Source organism: Streptomyces sp. NPDC093591 (genome assembly GCF_044764885.1).
Lineage (GTDB): Bacteria > Actinomycetota > Actinomycetes > Streptomycetales > Streptomycetaceae > Streptomyces.
In genome coordinates this window covers 235407-258778 of the sequence record NZ_JBIWIY010000016.1, presented here as the reverse complement: position 1 = coordinate 258778, position 23372 = coordinate 235407, and the positions used below count along the sequence as shown (strand labels likewise).

The window sequence follows — 23372 nt, the reverse complement described above, 5'->3', positions numbered from 1 at the left end:
GGACGCGGCTTTAGGGGCGCGCGGCGACTACTTCTCCGCTTTGGTCTTGTATCCGCGCCCCCACTGCAACCCCCACCCGAACAACCGATCCAGCTCGGCCTGGAACCCGTAAACGAACTTCACCTCGCGCCGGACCCAGATCTCCCCCTTCACGTTCTCGATCATCACCACCGCGCAGGACCGAGCCTGCGGGTGCCGCTCGTCGAGGCCTATCTCGATCCGGGGCCCGTTGCTCGGGTACAACGTGACGATCGCGTGCGTACGGTCGAACGCCGGCGTCTGGTCGTAGATGTACACGAAGACCAGCAGCCGCTTGATGGCCTCCCGATGATCAAGGTTGACGTACATCGTCTCCCCGGACGCCGACCCGAACCGGTCGTCCCCGCTGAGCTTCACGTACGGCGGCGAGTTCACATCCCCGAGGAACCCGCCCAGCGGCTGCACGACCCCCTTCGTCCCGTCGGCCAGCTCATACAGACACCCGAGGTCGAGGTCCACGTTGACCATGCTCTGACTGTGCCCGAGCACCTCCGGCGGCTTGAGCGCCTTGAAGGGATGCCGCAACAGACTCTCCCGCTGCGATCCTCCGATGTCCGACGTCCGCATCCGCCAGGCCAGGTTGACCCGGAGATGCCCGGTCGCCGCGCCCTGCTTGGTGAGCGAGACCCGGTCGTGCCGCTTGGTCAGCTCGATCGAGTTCGACGACGCGCTGCCCGAGTCGAAATCGGCCGCCTTGCCACGCCAGAGTCCGTCCAAGAAGCCCATTCCGCCCCCACGTCCCACGAAGACCTGCGTTCACTTGGAAAAACCGGCGGGGCGGCCGGAGGCCCGGCCGCCCCGCTCAGAGCGTTCCTCACCCGCAGGGGTGTCACACCCCGGACGAGACCTCAGTCTTCTCGTCCGAGGTCGCCGCTTTTCCCTCCGCTGCCGCCAGCGCACGGTTGCGGCGCACCGAGGACAAGAAGGACCAGCCGATCAGGATCACGCCGATCGAGCCGGTGATGAGCTCGTGGATCTCGTACTGGATGGTGACCAGCAGGATCATGGCCAGCGCGCCGATCGCGTAGTGCGCGCCGTGCTCCAGGTAGACGTACTCGTCGAGGGTGCCCTGCCGTACGAGGTACACGGTCAGCGAACGGACGTACATCGCGCCGATACCGAGGCCCAGCGCCATCAGGACGATGTCGTTGGTGATGGCGAAGGCGCCGATCACACCGTCGAAGGAGAAGGAGGCGTCCAGGACCTCGAGGTAGAGGAACATGAAGAACGCGGCCTTGCCGGCCATGGCGACCGCCGAGCGGGGCTTGCCGGTGCGCTCGGCCTCTTCCTCGGCCTCGTGCTCGCGTTCCTCCTCCTCTTCGAGCTTGTCCTCGAAGTAGCCGGAGAGACCGCCCACGATCATGTAGGTGATCAGGCCGCCGATGCCGGAGAGCAGGACCGTCTCCGCCTTGTCGACGTGCGCACCGCCGTGCTGGTGGGCGTTGGTCGCGAAGGTCAGGGCCGAGATCAGCAGAACGACGAGCGCGATGCAGACCGACAGCATGTCGACCTTGCCGAGCTTGGCGAGCGGGCGCTCCAGCCAGCCGAGCCACTTGATGTCCCGGTCCTCGAAGATGAAGTCCAGGAAGATCATCAGCAGGAACATGCCACCGAACGCGGCGATCGCCGGGTGGGCGTCGGTGACGAGCTCCTGGTAACGGTCCTTGTCGCTGAGTGCGAGGTCGACCGCCTCGATCGGCCCGAGCGATGCGCTGATCGCGACGATCACGACGGGGAAGACCAGTCGCATACCGAAGACGGCGATCAGGATGCCGATGGTGAGGAAGATCTTCTGCCAGAAGGCATTCATCTTCTTCAGGATTCCGGCGTTGACCACCGCGTTGTCGAACGACAGCGAGATCTCGAGGACGGAGAGGATCGCCACGATGCCGAAGGCGGTCCACCCCCCGAAGAGGACCGCTGCAACCAGGCCGAGCGCGGTGACCGCGAACGACCAGCCGAAGGTTTTCAGAACCACTGGCTACCCAATCCTGTGTGTACGGGGCTCCCGAGCGCCGCACTCGGCTTTACGAAGACTTTGAAGCCGAAGTCTAGTCGGCCGCCCTCCTCACCCCACGGGGCCCCGACTTTTGCTCATATCGCGTTATGAGACGTTGACTCCGAAGTCCAGCGCGATGCCGCGCAGACCCGACGCGTACCCCTGTCCGACCGCCCGGAACTTCCACTCTCCCTGGTGGCGGTACACCTCGCCGAAGATCATGGCGGTCTCGGTGGAGGCGTCCTCGCTCAGGTCGTAGCGGGCGAGCTCCTGGCCGTCGGCCTGGTTCACGACGCGGATGAAGGCGTTGCTGACCTGGCCGAAGGTCTGGCCGCGCTCGTCGGCCATGTGGATGGAGACGGGGAAGACGATCTTGTCGCACTGGGCCGGCACCTTGGAGAGGTCGATCAGGAGCGACTCGTCGTCGCCGTCACCCTCGCCGGTGAGGTTGTCCCCGGTGTGCTCCACCGAGCCGTCCGGGCTCTTGAGCTGGTTGTAGAAGACGAACCACTCATCGCCCATGACCCGTCCGCCGGTACACATCAGGGCGCTGGCGTCGAGGTCGAAGGGGGCTCCGGTGGTGGAGCGCGCGTCCCAGCCGAGCCCGATCATCACCTGAGTGAGGTTCGGTGCGGCCTTGGACAGGGAGACATTGCCTCCCTTGGCGAGCGTGACGCCCATATTGCTGGTCCTCCCCGCGTGATGCTTTTTGGTTGTCCTGCGCATCCGGCGCCGCACTCAAACGAATGCGGCGCCGGACTCAGCCAGTGGTGTCCTGGACGGTCACCCCCCGGATGGTGACCTCAGACGTTCACACCGAAGTCCTGTGCGATGCCGCGCAGGCCCGAGGCGTAGCCCTGGCCGATGGCGCGGAACTTCCACTCCGCGCCGTGCCGGTACAGCTCGCCGAAGACCATCGCGGTCTCGGTGGACGCGTCCTCGCTGAGGTCGTAGCGCGCGATCTCGGCGCCGCCGGCCTGGTTGACGACGCGGATGAACGCGTTGCGCACCTGACCGAAGGACTGCTGGCGGTTCTCGGCGTCGTAGATCGAGACCGGGAAGACGATCTTCTCGACGTCCGCCGGGACGCCCGCGAGGTTGATCTTGATCTGCTCGTCGTCGCCCTCGCCCTCACCGGTGAGGTTGTCGCCGGTGTGCTCGACGGAGCCGTCGGCGCTCTTGAGGTTGTTGAAGAAGACGAAGTTCGCGTCGCTGCCGACCTTGCCTTCCGGGTTCAGCAGCAGCGCGCTGGCGTCCAGGTCGAAGTCGGTGCCGGTCGTGGTGCGGATGTCCCACCCCAGACCGACGATGACCGCAGTGAGGCCCGGAGCCTCCTTGCTCAGTGATACGTTGCCGCCCTTGCTGAGGCTGACTCCCACGAGTCCTCCATTGGTTTCCAGGGGCGGGGAGCCCCGCCGTGCGTTTGATATCGGATCAACGAGTCGATCCTAGTGACGGGTTCCCGTACCTCGCAGGCCCTGGTGCCGAAGAATCACAGGTGTCGGCCACCGGAGGGACCGGACGGGATCACACGGGTCAGAGGGTGTCGAGCGCCTTGACGTACTCGTTGAGGTCACGGGCGTCCGGCAGGGCGTTGACGACCGTCCAGCGCACGACGCCCTCCTTGTCGATGACGAAGGTGCCGCGCACCGCGCAGCCCTTGTCCTCGGCGAAGACGCCGTAGGCGCGGCTGACCTCGCCGTGCGGCCAGAAGTCGCTGAGCAGCGGGTACTCCAGGCCCTCCTGCTCGGCGAAGACGCGCAGGGTGTGGATGGAGTCGTTGGAGACGGCGAGCACCTGGGTGTCGCGGTCGGAGAACTGCGGCAGGTTGTCGCGCACCTCGCACAGCTCGCCGGTGCACACGCCGGTGAAGGCGAAGGGGTAGAAGAGCAGGACGACGTTCTTGGAGCCACGGAAGTCGGAGAGCTTCACGGTGGCGCCGTGGTTGTCCTTGAGCTCGAAGTCGGGGGCCTTGTCGCCGACCTGGATCGCCATCGTCGTGGATGTCCCTTCGGTGGGGCTGTTCGGGTGGAACCCACCCTATGCAGCGACCACCCAGGCCCGTGCAGGAGGCCGGGCCGGGCTTTTCAGCCCGGCCCGGCACCGCCAGCGGCTACTACCGATTACTTCTTGGTCTTGGCGGCCTTGGGCGTCACCAGCCGGCTGCCGCTCCAGTCCTTGCCGACGCTGACGCTCTTGGATGCCGACAGACCCGCCGTGGTCGCGGCTTCAGAGATGTCGCTGGGCTCCACGTAGCCGTCACGGCCGGTCTTCGGCGTCAGCAACAGGATCGCGCCGCCCTCTTCGATGTACGTGGTGGCGTCCACCAGCGCATCCGTCAGGTCGCCGTCCTCGTCGCGGAACCACAGCACCGCGGCATCGGCAACGTCGTCGTAGTCCTCGTCCACGAGTTCTGTGCCGGTGACTGACTCAATGGCCTCGCGGAGTTCCTGGTCTACGTCGTCGTCGTAGCCGATCTCCTGGACCACCTGCTCGGGCTGGAACCCCAGCCTCTCGGCAAGGGTCCGCTCCTCCGCGTGGTCCGCGGTCGCGCTCACGGGTTGCCTCCTGATCATGTCTTGGGAAATAACTCAGCCACGCGCGTGCGCGAAGCATTGGCCGTAGTCCACACGGGCGGGACGGATCGCGCAAGTACCCGGCCGTTCAGACCGCCGAAACGGTGACGATCCTGAACGTGTCACCGCAACTTCAGGCACACCATCATCGTCCCAAGGTGACGTACACCACGCCAATCTGCCCCCTTTGGGCGTTTGGGAACCCTGAGCGGGTACTCCGCCGTTACCAAGACCCGGTTACCTCGCAGTAGAGATGACGTTTGGCGCCCCGAGGTACACGATGGGGAGCGGTGCAGACGCCCAGAAACCCCAGAAACACAGCCCTCTGACAGGTAAGGAACAGCGTGGCTTCCGGATCCGATCGAAACCCGATCATCATTGGCGGCCTTCCGAGTCAGGTTCCTGACTTCGATCCCGAGGAAACCCAGGAGTGGCTCGATTCCCTCGACGCCGCCGTGGACGAGCGCGGCCGGGAGCGGGCCCGCTATCTGATGCTGCGGCTGATCGAGCGGGCCCGTGAGAAGCGCGTGGCCGTGCCCGAGATGCGCAGCACGGACTACGTCAACACGATCGCCACCAAGGACGAGCCGTTCTTCCCGGGCAACGAGGAGATCGAGCGCAAGATCCTCAACGCGACCCGGTGGAACGCCGCGGTCATGGTGTCCAGGGCCCAGCGCCCCGGCATCGGCGTCGGCGGCCACATCGCGACCTTCGCCTCCTCCGCCTCGCTCTACGACGTGGGCTTCAACCACTTCTTCCGGGGCAAGGACGAGGGCGACGGCGGCGACCAGGTCTTCTTCCAGGGCCACGCCTCTCCGGGCATCTACGCGCGCGCGTTCCTGCTGGACCGGCTCAGTGAGCAGAACCTGGACGCGTTCCGCCAGGAGAAGTCGAAGGCGCCGTACGGGCTGTCCAGCTATCCGCACCCGCGGCTGATGCCGGGCTTCTGGGAGTTCCCGACCGTGTCGATGGGCCTCGGCCCGATCGGCGCGATCTACCAGGCGCGGATGAACCGCTACATGGAGGCGCGCGGCATCGCCGACACCTCCAAGTCGCATGTGTGGGCGTTCCTCGGCGACGGCGAGATGGACGAGCCGGAGTCGCTGGGCCAGCTGTCCATCGCCGCCCGCGAGGGCCTGGACAACCTCACCTTCGTGGTCAACTGCAACCTGCAGCGCCTGGACGGCCCGGTGCGCGGCAACGGCAAGGTCATCCAGGAGCTGGAGTCGATCTTCCGCGGCGCCGGCTGGAACGTCATCAAGCTGGTGTGGGACCGCAGCTGGGACCCGCTGCTCGCGCAGGACCGCGACGGGGTGCTGGTCAACCGGATGAACACCACGCCGGACGGCCAGTTCCAGACGTACGCCACCGAGACCGGCGCCTACATCCGCGACCACTTCTTCGGTGACGACCAGCGGCTGCGCGCGATGGTCGAGGGCATGACCGACGACCAGATCCTGCACCTGGGCCGCGGCGGTCACGACCACAAGAAGATCTACGCCGCCTATTCGGCCGCCCGGGCGCACAAGGGCCAGCCGACGGTGATCCTCGCCAAGACGATCAAGGGCTGGACGCTCGGTCCCAACTTCGAGGGCCGCAACGCCACGCACCAGATGAAGAAGCTGACGGTCGACGACCTCAAGCGCTTCCGCGACCGGCTGCACCTGCCGATCGCCGACAAGGACCTGGACAGCGGGCTCCCGCCGTACTACCACCCCGGGCGGGACTCCGAGGAGATCCAGTACATGCACGACCGCCGCAAGGGGCTCGGCGGTTACGTCCCGACGCGTGTGGTGCGCTCCAAGCCGCTGGCGCTGCCGGACGACAAGACGTACGCGACCGTGAAGAAGGGCTCCGGCCAGCAGTCCATCGCCACGACCATGGCGTTCGTACGGCTGCTCAAGGACCTCATGCGGGACAAGGAGCTCGGCCGGAGGTTCGTGCTGATCGCACCGGACGAGTACCGCACGTTCGGCATGGACTCGTTCTTCCCGAGCGCGAAGATCTACAACCCGCTGGGCCAGCAGTACGAGGCGGTCGACCGCGATCTGCTGCTCGCCTACAAGGAGTCGCCGCAGGGCCAGATGCTGCACGACGGCATCTCCGAGGCGGGCTGTACGGCCTCGCTGATCGCGGCGGGTTCGGCGTACGCCACGCACGGCGAGCCGCTGATCCCGGTCTACGTCTTCTACTCGATGTTCGGTTTCCAGCGCACCGGTGACCAGTTCTGGCAGATGTCGGACCAGCTGGCGCGCGGTTTCGTACTGGGCGCGACCGCCGGCCGTACGACGCTGACCGGTGAGGGCCTGCAGCACGCCGACGGCCACTCGCAGCTGCTCGCCTCGACCAACCCGGGCTGTGTGTCGTACGACCCGGCGTTCGGCTACGAGATCGCGCACATCGTCAAGGACGGTCTGCGCCGGATGTACGGCGGCGACGCCGAGCACCCGCACGGCGAGGACGTCTTCTACTACCTCACCGTCTACAACGAGCCGATCCAGCACCCGGCCGAGCCGGAGAACGTGGACGTCGAGGGCATCCTCAAGGGCGTCTACCGCTTCAGCGAGGGCACGTCCGGGTCGATCCCCGCGCAGATCATCGCGTCCGGTGTGGCCGTCCCCTGGGCGGTCGAGGCGCAGAAGATCCTCGCCGAGGAGTGGAACGTCAAGGCGGACGTCTGGTCGGCGACCTCCTGGAACGAGCTGCGGCGTGAGGCCGTGGAGTGCGAGGAGCACAACCTGCTGCATCCGGAGGAGGAGCAGCGGGTGCCGTGGGTGACGCGCAAGCTCAGCGGGGCCGAGGGTCCGTTCGTGGCCGTCTCCGACTGGATGCGGTCGGTGCCGGACCAGATCGCCCGGTGGGTGCCGGGGACGTACCAGTCGCTGGGTGCGGACGGGTTCGGCTTCGCCGACACCCGCGGGGCGGCCCGCCGCTTCTTCCACATCGACGCGCAGTCGGTGGTCGTCGGCGTGCTGACGGAGCTGGCGAAGGAGGGCAAGGTGGACCGGTCGGTGCTGAAGCAGGCGATCGACCGTTACCAGCTGCTCGATGTGTCGGCGGCGGACCCGGGTGCCGCGGGAGGCGACGCCTAGTCTCGGCGGCGTCCGTCAAGGCTGTGCAGGGGTGGTGTGCCCGTGGGTGACCTGCGGGATACACCACCCCTTCACATTTCCTACGATGCGCCCATGAAGCACCCGCCCGCGCAAGTCCGTTGGGAACGGCGCACCCAGCGCCCCCTGTTCGCTCTGGCTCTGGTGTTCGCCGTGGCCTATGCCGTGCCGATCGTCGACCCGGACGCGAACGGTGAGGTGGTGGCCGCGTGTCTCGCGGTGGAGTGGGTGGTGTGGGGCGCGTTCGCCCTGGACTACGTCGTACGGCTCGCTCTCGCCGAGCGGCGGGTGGAGTTCGTACGGGGCCACTGGCTCGATCTGTTCGCGGTCGTACTGCCGCTGGTCCAGCCGCTGCGGCTGCTGCGGCTCGTGGCCATGCTGCTGCTCGTGGGGCAGCGCGCACGGATGGCCTCGCAGGTGCGGCTGACGACCTATGTCGTCGGGTCGGTGGTCGGGCTGCTGATGTTCGGGTCGCTGGCCGTGCTGTCCGTCGAACGGGACTCACCGGACGGGAACATCAAGACGCTGGGTGACGCGGTGTGGTGGTCCTTTACGACCATGACGACCGTGGGGTACGGGGATCACGCGCCGACCACGGGGGTGGGGCGGATGCTCGCCGTGGGGCTGATGCTGTCCGGGATCGCCTTGCTGGGTGTGGTGACCGCGAACATCGCCGCGTGGTTCATAGCTCGGTTCGAGATGGACGACGTGGAGGAGCGGCGCCAGACGGAGGCGATTCGGCTGCTTACTGAGGAAGTTCGGGCGCTGCGGGCGGAGGTTGCCGTGCTGTCGGGGGAAACCGTGAATGACGAGCGGGTGCGTTAGCGAGGTGCCCGGGGTGGGGGCCGGCGGGGGTTGGTCGCACAGCCCGGCGCTTACGGGGCGCCGCCCTTCTTTGGGTCGGGAGCCGCCCTAGGCGGCACGAATGCCCGCGGCTGGGCAGGCCCGAGGGGCGCGGGGTGGGCGTCAGAACATGCCGTTGCCCGGGCTCGCCGCCCCCGCCAGCCAGATGATGGCCAGCAGCGTGTCTATCGCGCCCAGGACCACCGCGATCAGGGCGGGGACAGGGCGGGCTCCGGACCAACTGCGGCCCATCGCCAGCCATCCACAGGCGATCGCCACGGGACCCAGGATGATGCCCAGTACGAAGAACCCGGCAACCGCGCAGACGGCTCCGATGATGCCCAGCGTCGCGCGATCCGGCCCGGTCCGTGACCACGTCCGGCCACGTGAGCGGGGGTACCTGCGCGTTCGGTGTCCGAAGCCCGCCATAGTCAACTCAACTCCCAGAACCTTTCGGTCGGTTGGGTTCGCCGAGTCGAGTACCCCGCGTGCGGGCGCTAATCCTCCGGTTGTTCCGGGCCGTCGGCGCGCTGTCCCCCTCCGGCAGCGCGCCGCAGCCCAGGCCGCCCTCCTCGTCGTACGAACTTGCCCGAGGAACATGCCGTACGAAGGGCTCCACCCAATCTGGCCTGCGGCGCACGCCGGAGGGGAGGGATCTTTAGCGAAGTCACCCTGATAGGGGAACTCCGGCCGCGGATCCCTCCGTTGACCCGAGACGGGTCAGATGTGTCCCGCGCCCGCGCCCGCCTGCGCGTTCTCACCGCGCTTGGTGAGGAAGGCGACGAAGACGGCGACGACCGCCACGCCCGCGGCGACCAGGGACGCCAGGCTCATGCCCGAGATGAACGTGTCGTGCGCCACGCCCTCGATCTTCGCGGCGATGGCGTCCGGCGTGCCCGGGGCCAGCGGTGCCACACCGACCTGGACCGCCTCGGAGGCCTGCGCCTCCTGGGCCTCGGTGAGCGGCGGCAGGCCCGCGGACGTCCAGTTGCCGGCGAGGTCGCTGTCGACCTTGGAGGCCATGACGGCGCCCAGGACGGCCGTACCGAGGCTGCCGCCGATCTGCATCGCGGCCTGCTGGAGACCGCCGGCGACGCCGGACAGCTCCATGGGCGCGTTGCCGACGATGACCTCGGTGGCGCCGACCATGACCGGGGCGAGGCCGAGGCCGAGGAGGGCGAACCAGAGCGACATGATGGCGCTGCCGGTGTCCGTGTCCAGCGTGGACATGCCGTACATGGCGATCGCGGTGGCCGCCATGCCGCCCGCCAGCGGGACCCGCGGGCCCAGCTTGGTGATCATCGCGCCCGCGAGCGGGGAGCCGACGATCATCATGCCGGTGAGGGGCAGGAGGTGCAGGCCGGCGTCGATCGGGCTCATGCCGTGCACGTTCTGGAGGTAGAACGTCACGAAGAACAGGCCGCCCATGAAGGCGATGGCCATCAGGACCATCAGTACGACACCCGCGGACAGCGGGACCGAGCGGAAGAGGGCCAGCGGGATCAGGGGCTCCTTCACCTTCTTCTCCCAGAAGGCGAAGAGTGCGAAGCCCAGGACCGACGCGGCTATGAACGCCCAGGTCTTGCCGTCGCCCCAGCCCCACTCCGGGGCCTTGATCAGGGCCCAGACCAGGCAGAACATCGCGGCCGACAGCAGGGCGATGCCCAGGATGTCGAAGGAGCGCGGGGCGTTCTCGGCGCGGTGGTCGAGCAGGATCAGCACGCCGAGGACGACGGCGAGGACGCCGACCGGCACGTTGATGAAGAACACCGACTGCCAGTTGACGTGCTCGACGAGGACGCCGCCGAGGATCGGGCCGCCCGCGGTGGAGGCGCCGATGACCATGCCCCAGATGCCGATGGCCATGTTGAGCTTCTCGGCCGGGAAGGTCGCCCGCAGCAGGCCGAGCGCGGCCGGCATGAGCAGCGCGCCGAACAGGCCCTGGAAGACGCGGAAGGTGACGACCAGCGCGATGCTGTCGGACAGGCCGATGGCACCGGAGGCGGCCGCGAAGCCGACCACGCCGATCAGGAAGGTCTGGCGGTGCCCGAAGCGGTCGCCGAGCTTGCCGGCGGTGATCAGGGAGACCGCGAGAGCGAGGAAGTACCCGTTGGTGATCCACTGGACCTGGGCGAAGGTGGCGCCGAGGTCCTTCTGGATGGCCGGGTTGGCGATGGCCACGATGGTGCCGTCGAGGGCCACCATCATGACCCCCACTGCGACGGTGATGAGGGTGAACCAAGGGTGCCCGCGCAGCCCCTTGGCCGGCGTCGCGTCCGACGGGCCCGCCGGCGCCTTGCCCCCCGACCCCGTCGTGTCGATGGTGGTCTGACTAGTCATGCGTTCGAGGCTAGTGACAGCCTCTGACAATTGACAAACCAATTCACAAGTCGGTAACTGACAGACATGGAAACACTGCGCGAACGCAAGAAGCAGCGCACCCGGGAAGCACTGCTGCGTACTGCGCTGGAGCTCTTCATCACCCAGGGATACGAGCGCACCACCGTCGACGACATCGCCGATGCCGTCGATGTGTCGCAGCGCACGTTCTTCCGCTACTTCGCCGGCAAGGAGGAGGCGGCCCTCGCCCTGGAGGGGATGACGGTGGCGCACTTCCTGGAGGCGGTGCGCGAGCGCCCGTCGCACGAGGCCCCCATGGAGGCGCTGCGGCAGGCCGTACTGGAGGGCTGGGACACGCTCAACGACGTGATCGAGGCCGTCGTACCCGTCGAGCTGTATCTGCGCATGCACAAGGTGATCGAGTCGACGCCCGCCCTGCTCGCCGCCCATCTGCGGCGCTCGGTGGAGATCGAGGAGGCGATCGCGCTCATCCTCGCCGAGCGCGAGGGGGTCGACATGGACACCGATCCGCGGCCGCGGCTCGCGGTGGCCGTCTTCGGCGGGGTGATGCGCCTGACGGAGCGTCAGTGGAGCACGGGCGGGGACTTCAGCCTGGACGCCATGCGGACGTTGACCATCTCATATCTCGAACAGGTGGGCCCGGCACTCAGCGAGAGCTGGCGAACACGCTGAGGTCATCGGCCTGTTAACGCCGCCTTGATCGAAACGTGATACCCGTCACTCGGTTAACGCGAGACCCTCTCGTTCTCCTAGTGTGTCCTTCCAGTGACTTCCTTCGACACGTCCCCGCAACTGAACGTCTGGCGCGCGCTGCTCGCTCTGGCCGTGGTGTTCGTGATGCTGGCGACCACCGGCTGGACCGCCATGCGACACCATCGCAGCGCCTCGCCGCTCGAGGCGTCGCTCAGCGCCTGGGAGGACGGCAGCATCGCCGGGCGCCGGCTGCCGGACACGGACTCCTCCCCAACCCGGATCGCCCGTTTCTTCGCCTCGCTCACCGCACCGCAGCGCAGCAGCCTCGCGCACCGCTATCCGCTCGCCGTCGGCAATATGAACGGCGCCCCCGTCGAGCTGCGCTACCGCGCCAACCGCGTCGCGCTCGACCAGGCGCGCAAGGTCGAGCAGAAACGCATGCACGACGCCGGGCTCACGCCGGACGGGCAGCGTGAGGCGGGCCGCCGAATGCATCGCTTCGAGTCGATGATGCAGGCGGACCGGCACATCCTCGCCTTCGACCCGGAGGGCTCGGGGCGGGCCGCGGAGGTGTTCGGCGACCTGACGAAGGCCGAGCGGATCTCGGTCGTCGTCCCGGGCGTCGACACCGACCTGCTGACCTTCCAGCGCACCAGCCGCGCGTACTCGGCACCGGTCGGCATGGCGCAGTCCCTGTACGCGGCCGAGCGCGAGGTGAGCCCCTCGACGCGTACGGCCGTGATCGCCTGGGCCGACTACACCACGCCGAGCGGGCTCGGCATCGACTCGGCGACGGCGATGCGCGCCGCGAGCGGGGCCATCCGCCTGAACGCGCTGGTGCGGGCCCTGCCCGGTGCGTCGCCGGTCTCCCTGTTCTGCCACAGCTACGGCTCGGTGCTGTGCGGGCTTGCCGCGCCGACGCTGCCGGAACGGGTGGCCGACATAGCGGTGGCCGGCTCCCCCGGGATGCGGGTCGCGAAGGCCTCCCAGCTGCGTACGTCCGCCCATGTGTGGGCGATGCGGGACGCGGACGACTGGGTGCAGGACGTGCCGTATCTCGAGGTCGGCGGGCTGGGCCACGGGGAGGACCCGGTGTCGGCGGTGTTCGGCGCGCGGGTGCTGTCGGCACGGGAAGCGAAGGGGCACGCCGGCTATTTCGAGCCGGGCACGGACAGTGTGCTGAACTTCGCCGAGATCGGCGTTGGCGCGTACGAGTCGGTGCGGTGCGCCGACGATGCCGAGGCCTGTCGGGCGGGTTTGTCCGACACGGCGTCGGCCGGACGCGCGTAGAAGCGCAGGAATTGCGGGTTGCGCGGGGTGGCGACGGAGGAGCACGTGCCGCATACGATGAGCCGCATGGGTGACGTACTGGCCGGATTTCATGCCGCCTGGGAGTTCGAGTCCGACTCCGTGCTCATCCGTTACGAACGGGGGATTCGAACACCCAAACTCTTTCAGAGTCTCGGGGAACGCCGTGTTCCGCTGGAGGCGATCGCCGGGGTGACGCCGACGCCGGGCAGGCGCGGGACCGTGGCCCTGCGCATCGAGCTGCGGCCGGGCGCCGATCCGTTGCTGGAGGCCGCGGCGGGGCAGTTGAAGGACGGCAGCGATCCGTATCGGCTGGTGCTGCCGGCCGACAAGGAGACGCTGGCCGAGTACTACGCCGACGAGTTGCGGGCGCGGTTGACGCAGACCGGGCCCGCCGAGGAGTTCCTCGTGGCGGCGCCCGAAGTGCCGTTGCAGTTCAAGGCGTACGACGGGAAGGCGTCCTTCGACGGGGAGACCGTCCGGTTCCGGTGGTTCTGGACGGGGGCGTCCTCGGCGAAGTGGAAGGCCGGGGACCAGCGCTTCCCGGTGGGCGAGTTGAGCGGGGTCGAGTGGCGGTCGCCGGAGGTGTTCGAGGGGTATCTACGGCTGCTGCGGCGGGACTCCGCGGACGCGCAGCCCGCGCAGGCCGACCAGGATCCGGCGGCCGTGGTGTTCGGGCTGGGGTATGGGCCCGTGCACGAGTCGTTGCCGTTCGCTGCGGCGGTGTTGGCGGCGGTGCGGAAGTCGGGGCCGGCGGCCGCGGTGCCGGTGGCGGCACCGCGGCGTGACCCCGCCGATATCGCCGAGCGGATTCGTCACCTGGGGGAGCTGTATGAGGCTGGGCTGGTGACGGATGAGGAGTTCTCGGTCAAGAAGGCCGAGTTGTTGGCGGAGCTTTAGGACTGAGCGTCTGCCGGGTGCGGTCGTCGGTTGGCTGCGGGCCGGTGGTGGTTGATCGCGCCCACGCGGCGGAGCCGCGTATCGAAACAGCCCCGCGCCCCTTAGGGCGTCGCAGTTCCCCGGCGACCGCAGGGGCGCCGTGCTACTCCCTGCCCGGCGCCGGCAAGGGCGCCGTCCTACTCCCTCCCCGCCGACGCGAACCGCATGTCCGCGTACCTGTCGCCCGCCACCTTCGCCGCGATCGGCTCCAGCAGCTCCATGTCCTCCTCGCCCAGCACGATCCGGGTCGCCGCCACGTTCTCCTCCACCCGTGTCGGCTTGCGCGTGCCCGGGATCGGGATGACCGGGAGGCCGTGCAGTGCCGCCTGCTGCTGGACCCAGGCCAGGGCGATCTGGCCCAGGGAGGCGCCGTGGGAGTCGGCGACCTTGCGGATCGGGTCCAGCAGGGCGGCGTTGGCGGCCGCGTTGTCGCCCGTGAAACGGGGCTGCTGGCGGCGGAAGTCGTCGGAGGTGAGGTCCTCGGCCTTGGCGAAGGAGCCGGTGAGGAAGCCTCGGCCCAACGGGGAGTACGGGACAAGGGCCACGCCCAGTTCGCGGGCCGTGGGGACCACCTTGGGCTCGATGTCGCGGCTGAACAGCGACCACTCGGACTGGACGGCCGCGATCGGGTGCACCGCCTGCGCGGCGCGCAGTTCGTCCGCCGTCACCTCGCTCAGGCCCAGGTGCTTGACCTTGCCCTCGCGGACCAGCTCGGCCATGACGCCGACGGTCTCCTCGATGGGGACGTTCACGTCCCGGCGGTGCATGTAGTAGAGGTCGATCGCGTCGACGTCCAGGCGCTTCAGGCTCGCCTCGATGCACTGGCGTATGTAGGGCGCGTCGTTGCGGATGATCCGCTTCGTGGGGTCGTCCGGGTCGATCGCCAGAGCGAACTTCGTGGCGATGACGACCTCGTCGCGGTGCGCCTTGAAGAACGGCGACAGGAACTTCTCGTTCTCTCCCGCGCCGTACGCGTCCGCCGTGTCGTACAGCGTGACGCCCAGTTCCAGCGCCCGTTCCAGGGTCGCCCTGGACTCGCCCGCGTCCGAGGGGCCGTACGCGAAGCTCATGCCCATGCAGCCGAGGCCCTGGACACCCACCTCGGGGCCCGCCGCGCCGAGTCGTGCCGTCGCGATCCTGTTGTCCGTCATCCGGCCTTCTCCGCCTTTTCCGTCGTCTTCTGCTCGTACGTCTTGTCCTGCTCGTACAGACGCCCCGCGTCCGCGTAGAAACTGATCTTCCGGTCGAGTACGGCCAGCGTGTCCTGGAGCTCGGTGATCCGGGCGAGGACGTCGCGGCGGGTCGTCTCCAGCAGCTCGAAGCGCGCGCCGAACGTGTGGTCGCCCTCGCGCACCAGCTCGGCGTACCGGACCATGTCGGCGACCGGCATGCCGGTCAGCCGCAGCTTGCCGACGAGGTCGAGCCAGTCCAGGTCGCGGTTGCTGTAGCGGCGCTGGCCCGTGTGCGAGCGGTCGATGTGCGGCATGAGGCCGATCCGCTCGTACCAGCGCAGGGTGTGGGCCGTCAGACCGGTGAAGGCGACGACCTCGCTGATGGTGTAGCTGTCCTGGCCTTCCGGGCGCCGGTGCGGATGCGGCGGAGCGGCACAGCTGTCGGTCCTGGTACTCGTGGTCTCCATCACCGTCATGCCCTCCACGCTATGACCTTGGAGTGCGCTCCAAGCAAGCGGAAACGGTAAGAAAGGCACGGGACATGGCGTGATCGCCGTGGTTGGCGTGCGGGGCATGAGTCTCGTGCGCCGTGCCATACAGCCCCGCGCCCCTTGGGGTGTTGCCGAACTGCTTGCTGTCCCTCACCGGGCTTTCCCCGGACACCGACCCCTCGATGCGAACGTATCTGTGAGCGGCTTAGGCTCGTCAGCATGTCCTTGCAGTCCACGCAGAGCCTCGCACTGATCGAGAACTGGCCCGTTCCCACCGCCGCCGCAGGTGTCGTACGAGCCGACGGCACGGTCCTCGGGACCCACGGCCCCGTCGGGCACCGCTTCCCCCTCGCCTCGGTCACCAAGCCGCTGGCCGCCTACGCGGTGCTGGTCGCCTACGAGGAGGGCGCGGTCGAGCTGGACGAGCCGGCCGGGCCGGAGGGGTCGACGGTGCGGCATCTGCTCGCGCACACCTCGGGGCTGGCCTTCGACGAGCACCGGGTGACGGCCCCGCCCGGGGAGCGGCGGCTGTACTCGAACGCCGGGTTCGAGCAGCTCGGGGACCACATCGCCAAGGCGACCGACATCCCGTTCGCGGAGTATCTGCGGCAGGCGGTGCTGGAGCCGCTGGGCATGACGGCCACCTCGCTGGAGGGCTCTCCGGCCAAGGACGGGGTGTCGACCGTCGAGGATCTGCTGCGGTTCGCGGCGGAGGTGCAGGCGCCGCGGCTGCTGGACCCGCGGACGGTCGCCGAGGCGATGACCGTGCAGTACCCGGGGACGAAGGGCGTGCTGCCGGGGTACGGGCACCAGAACCCGAACGACTGGGGGCTCGGCTTCGAGATCCGGGACGGCAAGTCGCCGCACTGGACGGGGTCTTCGTCCTCGCCGCGCACCTTCGGGCATTTCGGGCAGTCGGGTACGTTCCTGTGGATCGACCCGGATGCGGGGGCCGCCTGCGTCGCCCTCACGGACCGGGCGTTCGGGCCCTGGGCGGTCGAGGTGTGGCCGGGGTTCACGGACGCGGTGCGCGCCGAGCTGTAGTCGCGCCACCCGCCGCGCGGGCCGCGCCCTCCCCCTCCGCGTCGATGTGCGGCAGCGCCCGGTCCAGCCACCGGGGGGTCCGCCAGGCGTGCCGGCCCAGCAGCGTCATCACGGCGGGCACCATGAGCAGGCGCACCACGGTGGCGTCGATGAGCACGCTGACGGCGAGGCCCAGGCCCAGCATCTTGACCACGATGTTGTCGCTGACGATGAAGGCCGCGAAGACGCTCACCATGATCAGCGCCGCGCAGGTGATCACGCGTGCGGTGATCTCCAGCGCGTGGGCGACCGAGGCCTTCGCGTCCCCGGTGCGCAGCCAGGCCTCGTGCACCCGGGAGAGCAGGAAGATCTCGTAGTCCATGCTCAGCCCGAGCCACCAGCAGGCCGCGGAAGACCGCGAGGGTGATCAGGAAGGCCAGGGCGACCACGACGCAGATGATCAGCGGCAGCCGGCTCGCGACGAGGTCGCGGAAGTCGACCTGGGCGGCCGTAGTGCCGGGCGAGCAGCCCGAGGCAGGCCAGACCGCCGACCACGCCGATCAGCGCGGTGATCAGGGCAGTCCGGCGGCGATCACACTGCCGAAGCCGATGAGCAGGACCACGATGGCGACCGCGAAGCCGATCAGCTCGCTCACCCGGTCGTCGGCCTCGGGCCGCGCCAGCTCACCGAGCGATCCGCCGTACTCGACGTCGGCACCGGCGGCTCTCAGCGGCTGTACGGCATCGTCGACCCCGGCGAGGTAGCCGTCGCCGAGGAGGAAGGGCTGCTCGTCGAAGCGGATGGTGACGTAGGCGGTCTTCCCGTCGGAGGACACCGGCCCGACCTTTCGCCCAACGGCGCCATCTCCCAGATCAGCAGCTCCGCCGCGCTCCCCCCCACCGCCTCCACACCCTCGGCGTCCGTGACGCGCACGGCGTCGCCGGCCCTCAACTCCTCACCGCCCAGGTGCACTTCACCGCGCACGACATGCACATACGCGTACGCCCCGTCCGGCACCGCCGTCCGCTCCCCCGCCCCCAGCCGCCGTACGTGCAGCATCGCGCCCGCCTCCGGGACGGCGTACGGCGTCGAGTCCGCGATGCCGTGGACGATCTCGTACGAGGGGTCGCCGCCCGGCGAGAGTGGGGCCAGCCAGGTCTGGATGAAGGTGAGGGGGCTGTCGCCGTCGTTGCGCTCCACGTGCCGTACGCCACCCGCCGAGCTGAGCCGCTGCACGTCCCCGGGGCCGACCCGGGTCTCGTGGCCGGTGGAGTCGCGGTGGGTCAGCTCGCCCTCGACCACCCACGTCACGATCTCGGTGTGGCTGTGAGGGTGCTCGTCGAAGCCGGCGCCGGGGGCGAGCCGCTCCTCGTTGCAGGCGATCATCGCGCCGAAGCGGAGGTTGTCGGGGTCGTAGTGCGGGCCGAAGGAGAAGGCGTGGCGTGACTCGATGCCCGCTGCCGGATCCCCTCCGGGGTAGCGCTCCGCGGCGCGCCGTACGTCCATCACGGTACCCACGGTAGCCCTGCCGACGAGCCCGCACCGATGCCGGCCAAGGGCCCACCCGCCCGTACCGTCCCTCCGAGGACGCCGGGCACAAGCCCACCCACCTCCACTCTCCCCGCATCACCCGGGGCAAGTGCCCACCAACCTCCACTGGTCCGACGACACCGGCTGGAGCGCCCCGGAGGCGACCGAGCCAAACATTCGGCACACCAGCCGCAAAAGGCACCGCACAGCCCACCGAGCCATCAAGCGCACACCCTCCGGCACGCGCACCCGTCCCGATAAGGCAGTCTTGTCCCCGTGCCCGAACCCGTAGCCCGTAAGTCCGAAGCCGCCGCGCACGACATCCATCCCCACTCCGCGACCCTGAAGCGGCTCGAGAAGTCCTCCGGTTCTCTCGCCGCGCAGGCCATCGCGCGGATGGACGAGACGCTGCCGTGGTACCGGGCCATGCCACCGGAGAACCGTTCCTGGATCGGTCTCGTCGCCCAGGCCGGTATCGCCGCCTTCACCGAGTGGTTCCGGCGTCCCGACGCGCCCCAGGCGATCTCCACCGACGTCTTCGGGACCGCGCCCCGGGAACTGACCCGCGCGATCACGCTGCGGCAGACCGTCGAGATGGTGCGCACCACCATCGAGGTCATGGAGTCGGCCATCGACGAGGTGGCGGCGCCCGGCGACGAGAGCGTGCTGCGCGAAGCCCTGCTGGTGTACGCCCGGGAGATCGCCTTCGCCACCGCCCAGGTCTACGCCCAGGCCGCGGAGGCACGCGGCGCGTGGGACGCCCGTCTGGAGTCGCTCGTCGTCAACGCCGTACTGAGCGGCGAGGCCGACGAGGGGGCCGTGTCGCGGGCCGCCGCGCTCGGATGGAACTCCCCCGAGCACGTCTGTGTCGTCCTCGGCACCGCTCCCGACGGGGACAGTGAGCTCACCGTCGAGGCGATCCGGCGGGCGGCCCGGCACGCCAAGCTGCAGGTGCTGACCGGGGTGCTCGGGGACCGGTTGGTCGTGATCGCCGGTGGCAGTGACAACCCGATCGCGGTCGCCAAGTCGCTGATCGGGCCGTATGCCGCCGGGCCGGTCGTCGCGGGGCCCGTCGTACCCGATCTGCTCGCCGCCACGCGGTCCGCGCAGGCCGCGGCCGCCGGGCTGAAGGCCTGTTCGGCGTGGCAGGACGCCCCCCGTCCGGTGCTCGCCGACGATCTGCTTCCGGAGCGCGCCATCGCGGGTGATCCGAGTGCGCGCGAGCAGTTGGTGGAGGAGATCTACAGACCGCTGGAGGAGGCCGGGTCGGCTCTTCTGGAGACGCTCTCCGTCTATCTCGAACAGGCGAGCAGCCTGGAGGGGGCCGCACGGATGCTCTTCGTGCATCCCAACACCGTGCGCTACCGGCTTCGACGTGTGACTGACGTCACCGGCTGGTCGCCTTCCGATGTACGCTCCGCGTTCACTTTGCGCATCGCGCTGATCCTGGGGCGTCTGGTCGACGGCGATCTCCAACTCTAGGCTTTTGTCGGGGGCCCACAAAACCCCCTCGTGTTCTTCGTCCTTGTCCCCACGGGCGGCTGTGGCCGTCCCCAAGAGAGAGTGTGAGAGTGCTCGTACTCGTCGCTCCCGGCCAGGGCGCCCAGACGCCCGGCTTCCTGACCCCCTGGCTCGAACTCCCCGGTGTCCGCGGTGCCATCGAGGCATGGTCCGACGCCGTGCAGCTCGACCTCGTGCGTTACGGCACCGAGGGCGACGCGGAGGAGATCCGCGACACCGCGGTGGCGCAGCCGCTGCTGGTGGCGGCCGGACTGGCCTCCGCCCACATGCTCTTCGACGACCCCGCGGACCTGCCCCGCAAGGTGGGCGCGATCGCCGGACACAGCGTCGGCGAGCTGACCGCCGCCGGCCTGGCCGGGGTGCTCTCCGACGAGGAGACCGTCCGGCTCGTCCGCACCCGTGGTCTGGGCATGGCCGAGGCCGCCGCGATCACCGAGACCGGCATGTCGGCGCTGCTCGGCGGCGACCCGGAGGTCTCCGTCGCGCACCTGGAGAAGCTGGGCCTGACCCCGGCGAACATCAACGGCGCCGGCCAGATCGTGGCCGCGGGCACCATGGAGCAGCTCGCCGCGCTGAACGAGGACAAGCCCGAGGGGGTGCGCAAGGTCGTCCCGCTGAAGGTCGCCGGCGCCTTCCACACGCACCACATGGGCCCCGCCGTCGAGAAGCTGGCCGAGGCCGCCAAGGAGCTCGTCCCCGCCGACCCGAGGCTCACCTACGTCTCCAACAAGGACGGCAAGGCGGTCGCCACCGGCGCCGAGGTGCTGGAGCGTCTCGTCGGGCAGGTCGCCAACCCGGTCCGCTGGGACCTGTGCATGGAGACCTTCAAGGAGCTCGGCGTCACGGCCCTGATCGAGGTGTGCCCGGGCGGCACGCTGACCGGTCTGGCCAGGCGCGCGCTGCCGGGTGTGCGGACCCTGGCGCTGAAGACCCCCGACGACCTGGACGCGGCTCGCGAGCTCATCGCCGAGCACAGTGCCTGACAAGGAGCCCTAGAGCATGGCGAAGCTGAAGCCCAGCAAGGGTGCCCCGTACGCGCGCATCCTCGGTGTCGGCGGCTACCGCCCGACGCGGGTCGTGCCCAACGAGGTGATCCTCGAGACGATCGACTCGTCCGACGAGTGGATCCGTTCGCGCTCCGGCATCGAGACGCGGCACTGGGCGAACGACGAGGAGACCGTCGCCGCGATGTCGATCGAGGCGTCCGGCAAGGCGATCGCCGACGCCGGGATCTCCGCCGAGCAGATCGGCGGCGTGATCGTCTCCACCGTCTCGCACTTCAAGCAGACCCCGGCCGTCGCCACCGAGATCGCCGACAAGCTCGGCACCGACAAGGCCGCCGCCTTCGACATCTCGGCCGGCTGCGCGGGCTTCGGCTACGCCCTCACCCTCGCCAAGGGCATGATCGTCGAGGGTTCCGCCGAGTACGTCCTCGTCATCGGCGTCGAGCGGCTCAGCGACCTCACCGACCTGGAGGACCGCGCGACGGCCTTCCTGTTCGGCGACGGCGCCGGCGCGGTCGTCGTGGGTCCGTCCCAGGAGCCGGCGATCGGACCCACGGTCTGGGGCTCCGAGGGCGACAAGTCCGAGACGATCAAGCAGACCGTGCCGTGGACGGACTACCGCTCCGGCGAGGTCGACAAGTTCCCTGCGATCACGCAGGAGGGCCAGGCGGTGTTCCGCTGGGCCGTGTTCGAGATGGCGAAGGTCGCCCAGCAGGCGCTGGACGCGGCCGGGATCAGCTCGAGCGACCTGGACGTCTTCATTCCGCACCAGGCCAACGAGCGGATCATCGACTCGATGGTGAAGACACTCAAGCTGCCGGAGCACGTCACGGTCGCCCGCGACGTGCGCACCACCGGCAACACCTCGGCCGCCTCGATCCCGCTCGCGATGGAGCGGCTCCTGGCGACCGGCGAGGCGAAGAGCGGCGACACCGCGCTCGTCATCGGATTCGGGGCGGGTCTCGTTTACGCCGCCACGGTCGTTACTCTCCCCTAGGCACTCCGTGCCGGATCATGCGAACCGGCGCGGGAAACGCACCACCTGCCGCTGCCGCGGCGGGCGCCAAACCCTCAGAACAACAACGAAGGAGCGCCAAGATGGCCGCCACTCAGGAAGAGATCGTCGCCGGTCTCGCCGACATCGTGAACGAGATCGCCGGCATCCCGGTTGAGGACGTCCAGCTGGACAAGTCCTTCACCGACGACCTGGACGTCGACTCGCTGTCCATGGTCGAGGTCGTCGTCGCCGCCGAAGAGCGCTTCGACGTCAAGATCCCGGACGAGGACGTCAAGAACCTCAAGACGGTCGGCGACGCGACCGACTACATCCTCAAGCACCAGGGCTGATCCACCGATCAGGCCTCAGGGCTGAACTGCCCCGCCACCCGGCGGTGGCGCCGCTGAATCCCCATTCCTTGGAGAAAGAATTCCCGTGAGCTCGACCAATCGCACCGTGGTCGTCACCGGTATCGGCGCAACCACACCGCTGGGTGGCGACGCAGCCTCTACCTGGGAGGGCCTGATCGCCGGACGTTCCGGCGTCAAGCCCCTGGAGCAGGAGTGGGCCGCCGAGCAGGCGGTCCGTATCGCCGCGCCGGTCGCCGTGGAGCCGACCGAGGTCATCCCGCGGCCGCAGGCCCGCCGACTGGACCGCTCGGCGCAGTTCGCGCTGATCGCCGCCCAGGAGGCCTGGAAGGACGCCGGGTTCGAGGCGAAGGCCGGCGACGACACGAGCGTCGACCCGGACCGCCTCGGCGCGGTCATCGCCTCCGGCATCGGTGGCGTGACGACGCTGCTCGACCAGTACGACGTGCTCAAGGAGAAGGGCGTCCGCCGCGTCTCCCCGCACACCGTCCCCATGCTGATGCCGAACAGCCCCTCCGCCAACGTGGGTCTGGCCGTGGGCGCCCGGGCGGGCGTGCACACGCCGGTCTCCGCGTGCGCTTCGGGTGCCGAGGCCATCGGCTACGCCATCGAGATGATCCGTACCGGCCGCGCCGACATCGTCGTCGCGGGTGGCACGGAGGCGGCGATCCACCCGCTGCCGATCGCCGCGTTCGGCAACATGATGGCGATGTCCAAGAACAACGACGACCCGCAGGGCGCGTCGCGTCCGTACGACGTCGCCCGCGACGGCTTCGTCCTCGGCGAGGGCGCCGGTGTGATCGTCCTGGAGTCCGCCGAGCACGCCGCGAAGCGCGGGGCCCGCGTGTACGCCGAGGCGGTCGGGCAGGGCATCTCCGCCGACAGCCACGACATCGTGCAGCCGGAGCCGGAAGGACGTGGCATCAGCCACGCCCTGCAGAACCTGCTCGACCGGACGGATCTCGACCCGGCGGAGATCGTGCACGTCAACGCGCACGCGACGTCCACGCCGGCCGGTGACATCGCCGAGTTGAAGGCGCTGCGGAAGGTGTTCGGTGACGATGCCGACCACATGGCGGTGTCGGCGACGAAGTCGATGACGGGTCACCTGCTCGGTGGCGCGGGTGGCGTCGAGACCGTCGCGACCGTGCTCGCGCTGTACAACCGGATTGCTCCGCCGACGATCAACATCGAGAACCTGGACCCGGAGGCCGAGGCGAACGCCGACGTCGTCCGTGGTGAGGCGCGCAAGCTGCCCGTCGAGGGCCGGATCGCCGCGCTGAACGATTCGTTCGGGTTCGGTGGGCACAACGTGGTGCTGGCGTTCCGGACGATCTGAGAAGCGTCGATACGCACGTGAAGGGCCCCCACCTTTCGAGGTGGGGGCCCTTCACATG

General features: G+C 69.1%; 21 protein-coding genes and 2 pseudogenes. 11 read left to right on the top strand and 12 right to left on the bottom strand.

The features are described 5' to 3' along the window. Positions 1–27: 27 nt before the first annotated feature. The 6 genes from ACIREI_RS31605 to ACIREI_RS31580 form a co-directional block, all read right to left on the bottom strand. Positions 28–765 carry a Tellurium resistance gene (locus tag ACIREI_RS31605; protein ID WP_403339978.1) on the bottom strand — a complete coding sequence of 246 codons (738 nt, stop codon included), beginning with the start codon at positions 763–765 and terminating at the stop codon, positions 28–30. Between the two features lie 103 nt (positions 766–868). Beyond that, complete coding sequence (locus ACIREI_RS31600) at positions 869–2017, bottom strand: DUF475 domain-containing protein (protein WP_403339975.1); 1149 nt, start codon at positions 2015–2017, stop codon at positions 869–871. Between the two features lie 126 nt (positions 2018–2143). Further along, the gene (locus ACIREI_RS31595; RefSeq protein WP_128428150.1) at positions 2144–2719 is read right to left on the bottom strand and encodes a TerD family protein; all 576 of its coding nucleotides are present in this window, start codon (positions 2717–2719) and stop codon (positions 2144–2146) included. 122 nt (positions 2720–2841) lie between these two features. Next, the gene (locus tag ACIREI_RS31590; RefSeq protein WP_345010743.1) at positions 2842–3417 is read right to left on the bottom strand and encodes a calcium homeostasis/redox stress adaptation protein; all 576 of its coding nucleotides are present in this window, start codon (positions 3415–3417) and stop codon (positions 2842–2844) included. A gap of 157 nt (positions 3418–3574) precedes the next feature. Next, on the bottom strand, positions 3575–4033 hold the full coding sequence (locus tag ACIREI_RS31585; protein WP_048582333.1) for a peroxiredoxin: 459 nt from the start codon (positions 4031–4033) through the stop codon (positions 3575–3577). A 128-nt stretch (positions 4034–4161) separates the two neighbouring features. After that, complete coding sequence (locus tag ACIREI_RS31580; RefSeq protein WP_030054586.1) at positions 4162–4596, bottom strand: DUF3052 domain-containing protein; 435 nt, start codon at positions 4594–4596, stop codon at positions 4162–4164. Positions 4597–4958: 362 nt separating this feature from the next. On the opposite strand from ACIREI_RS31580, the gene aceE reads away from it, so the two are divergent. Both aceE and ACIREI_RS31570 read left to right on the top strand, forming a co-directional pair. Then, positions 4959–7706 (top strand): pyruvate dehydrogenase (acetyl-transferring), homodimeric type, encoded by a 2748-nt coding sequence (gene aceE, locus ACIREI_RS31575; RefSeq protein WP_403339970.1) that lies wholly within the window; start codon positions 4959–4961, stop codon positions 7704–7706. 93 nt (positions 7707–7799) lie between these two features. Next, entirely contained in the window at positions 7800–8549 is a 750-nt protein-coding gene (locus ACIREI_RS31570) for a potassium channel family protein (protein ID WP_403339967.1), read from the top strand. 141 nt (positions 8550–8690) lie between these two features. Here the strand turns inward: ACIREI_RS31570 and ACIREI_RS31565 are convergent, their stop codons facing one another. Both ACIREI_RS31565 and ACIREI_RS31560 read right to left on the bottom strand, forming a co-directional pair. Continuing rightward, positions 8691–8996, bottom strand: a complete 306-nt coding sequence (locus ACIREI_RS31565; RefSeq protein WP_403339964.1) for a small hydrophobic protein — start codon at positions 8994–8996, stop codon at positions 8691–8693. A gap of 291 nt (positions 8997–9287) precedes the next feature. Then, positions 9288–10907 carry an MFS transporter gene (locus ACIREI_RS31560; RefSeq protein ID WP_403339961.1) on the bottom strand — a complete coding sequence of 540 codons (1620 nt, stop codon included), beginning with the start codon at positions 10905–10907 and terminating at the stop codon, positions 9288–9290. 66 nt (positions 10908–10973) lie between these two features. Between ACIREI_RS31560 and ACIREI_RS31555 the strand changes: the two genes are divergently transcribed. The 3 genes from ACIREI_RS31555 (at position 10974) to ACIREI_RS31545 (ending at position 13829) form a co-directional block, all read left to right on the top strand. Further along, complete coding sequence (locus ACIREI_RS31555) at positions 10974–11600, top strand: TetR family transcriptional regulator (protein ID WP_403339958.1); 627 nt, start codon at positions 10974–10976, stop codon at positions 11598–11600. A gap of 93 nt (positions 11601–11693) precedes the next feature. Next, positions 11694–12911, top strand: coding sequence for an alpha/beta hydrolase (locus ACIREI_RS31550; RefSeq protein WP_403339956.1), 1218 nt, complete (start codon positions 11694–11696; stop codon positions 12909–12911). Positions 12912–12968: 57 nt separating this feature from the next. Then, on the top strand, positions 12969–13829 hold the full coding sequence (locus tag ACIREI_RS31545) for a DUF4429 domain-containing protein (protein ID WP_403340054.1): 861 nt from the start codon (positions 12969–12971) through the stop codon (positions 13827–13829). 176 nt (positions 13830–14005) lie between these two features. Here the strand turns inward: ACIREI_RS31545 and ACIREI_RS31540 are convergent, their stop codons facing one another. Together ACIREI_RS31540 and ACIREI_RS31535 are read right to left on the bottom strand one after the other, a co-directional pair. Beyond that, positions 14006–15019 carry an aldo/keto reductase gene (locus ACIREI_RS31540; protein WP_403339954.1) on the bottom strand — a complete coding sequence of 338 codons (1014 nt, stop codon included), beginning with the start codon at positions 15017–15019 and terminating at the stop codon, positions 14006–14008. Further along, on the bottom strand, positions 15016–15516 hold the full coding sequence (locus tag ACIREI_RS31535; protein WP_403339951.1) for a MerR family transcriptional regulator: 501 nt from the start codon (positions 15514–15516) through the stop codon (positions 15016–15018). Before ACIREI_RS31535 ends, ACIREI_RS31540 begins: the two co-directional genes overlap by 4 nt. A gap of 234 nt (positions 15517–15750) precedes the next feature. On the opposite strand from ACIREI_RS31535, the gene ACIREI_RS31530 reads away from it, so the two are divergent. After that, the gene (locus ACIREI_RS31530; RefSeq protein ID WP_403339948.1) at positions 15751–16575 is read left to right on the top strand and encodes a serine hydrolase domain-containing protein; all 825 of its coding nucleotides are present in this window, start codon (positions 15751–15753) and stop codon (positions 16573–16575) included. Here ACIREI_RS31530 and ACIREI_RS31525 read toward each other — a convergent pair. Then, positions 16547–17402 (bottom strand): annotated as a pseudogene (locus ACIREI_RS31525) (MMPL family transporter); the annotation flags it as partial. The gene ACIREI_RS31530 and the pseudogene ACIREI_RS31525 sit on opposite strands and share 29 nt — an antisense overlap. 11 nt (positions 17403–17413) lie before the next feature. Continuing rightward, a pseudogene (locus ACIREI_RS31520) lies at positions 17414–18061 on the bottom strand (pirin family protein); the annotation flags it as partial. A 300-nt stretch (positions 18062–18361) separates the two neighbouring features. Here ACIREI_RS31520 and fasR point away from each other — a divergent pair. The 5 genes from fasR (at position 18362) to fabF (ending at position 23314) form a co-directional block, all read left to right on the top strand. Next, on the top strand, positions 18362–19567 hold the full coding sequence (fasR, locus tag ACIREI_RS31515; RefSeq protein ID WP_403339945.1) for a fatty acid biosynthesis transcriptional regulator FasR: 1206 nt from the start codon (positions 18362–18364) through the stop codon (positions 19565–19567). 89 nt (positions 19568–19656) lie between these two features. Then, positions 19657–20589 (top strand): ACP S-malonyltransferase, encoded by a 933-nt coding sequence (locus ACIREI_RS31510; RefSeq protein ID WP_403339942.1) that lies wholly within the window; start codon positions 19657–19659, stop codon positions 20587–20589. 16 nt (positions 20590–20605) lie between these two features. Then, positions 20606–21607, top strand: a complete 1002-nt coding sequence (locus tag ACIREI_RS31505) for a ketoacyl-ACP synthase III (RefSeq protein WP_403339939.1) — start codon at positions 20606–20608, stop codon at positions 21605–21607. A 101-nt stretch (positions 21608–21708) separates the two neighbouring features. Continuing rightward, positions 21709–21957: an acyl carrier protein gene (locus tag ACIREI_RS31500; protein ID WP_004001566.1), complete on the top strand. Its 249-nt coding sequence runs from the start codon at positions 21709–21711 to the stop codon at positions 21955–21957. Between the two features lie 85 nt (positions 21958–22042). Then, positions 22043–23314 carry a beta-ketoacyl-ACP synthase II gene (gene fabF, locus ACIREI_RS31495; protein WP_403339935.1) on the top strand — a complete coding sequence of 424 codons (1272 nt, stop codon included), beginning with the start codon at positions 22043–22045 and terminating at the stop codon, positions 23312–23314. Positions 23315–23372: the final 58 nt, after the last annotated feature.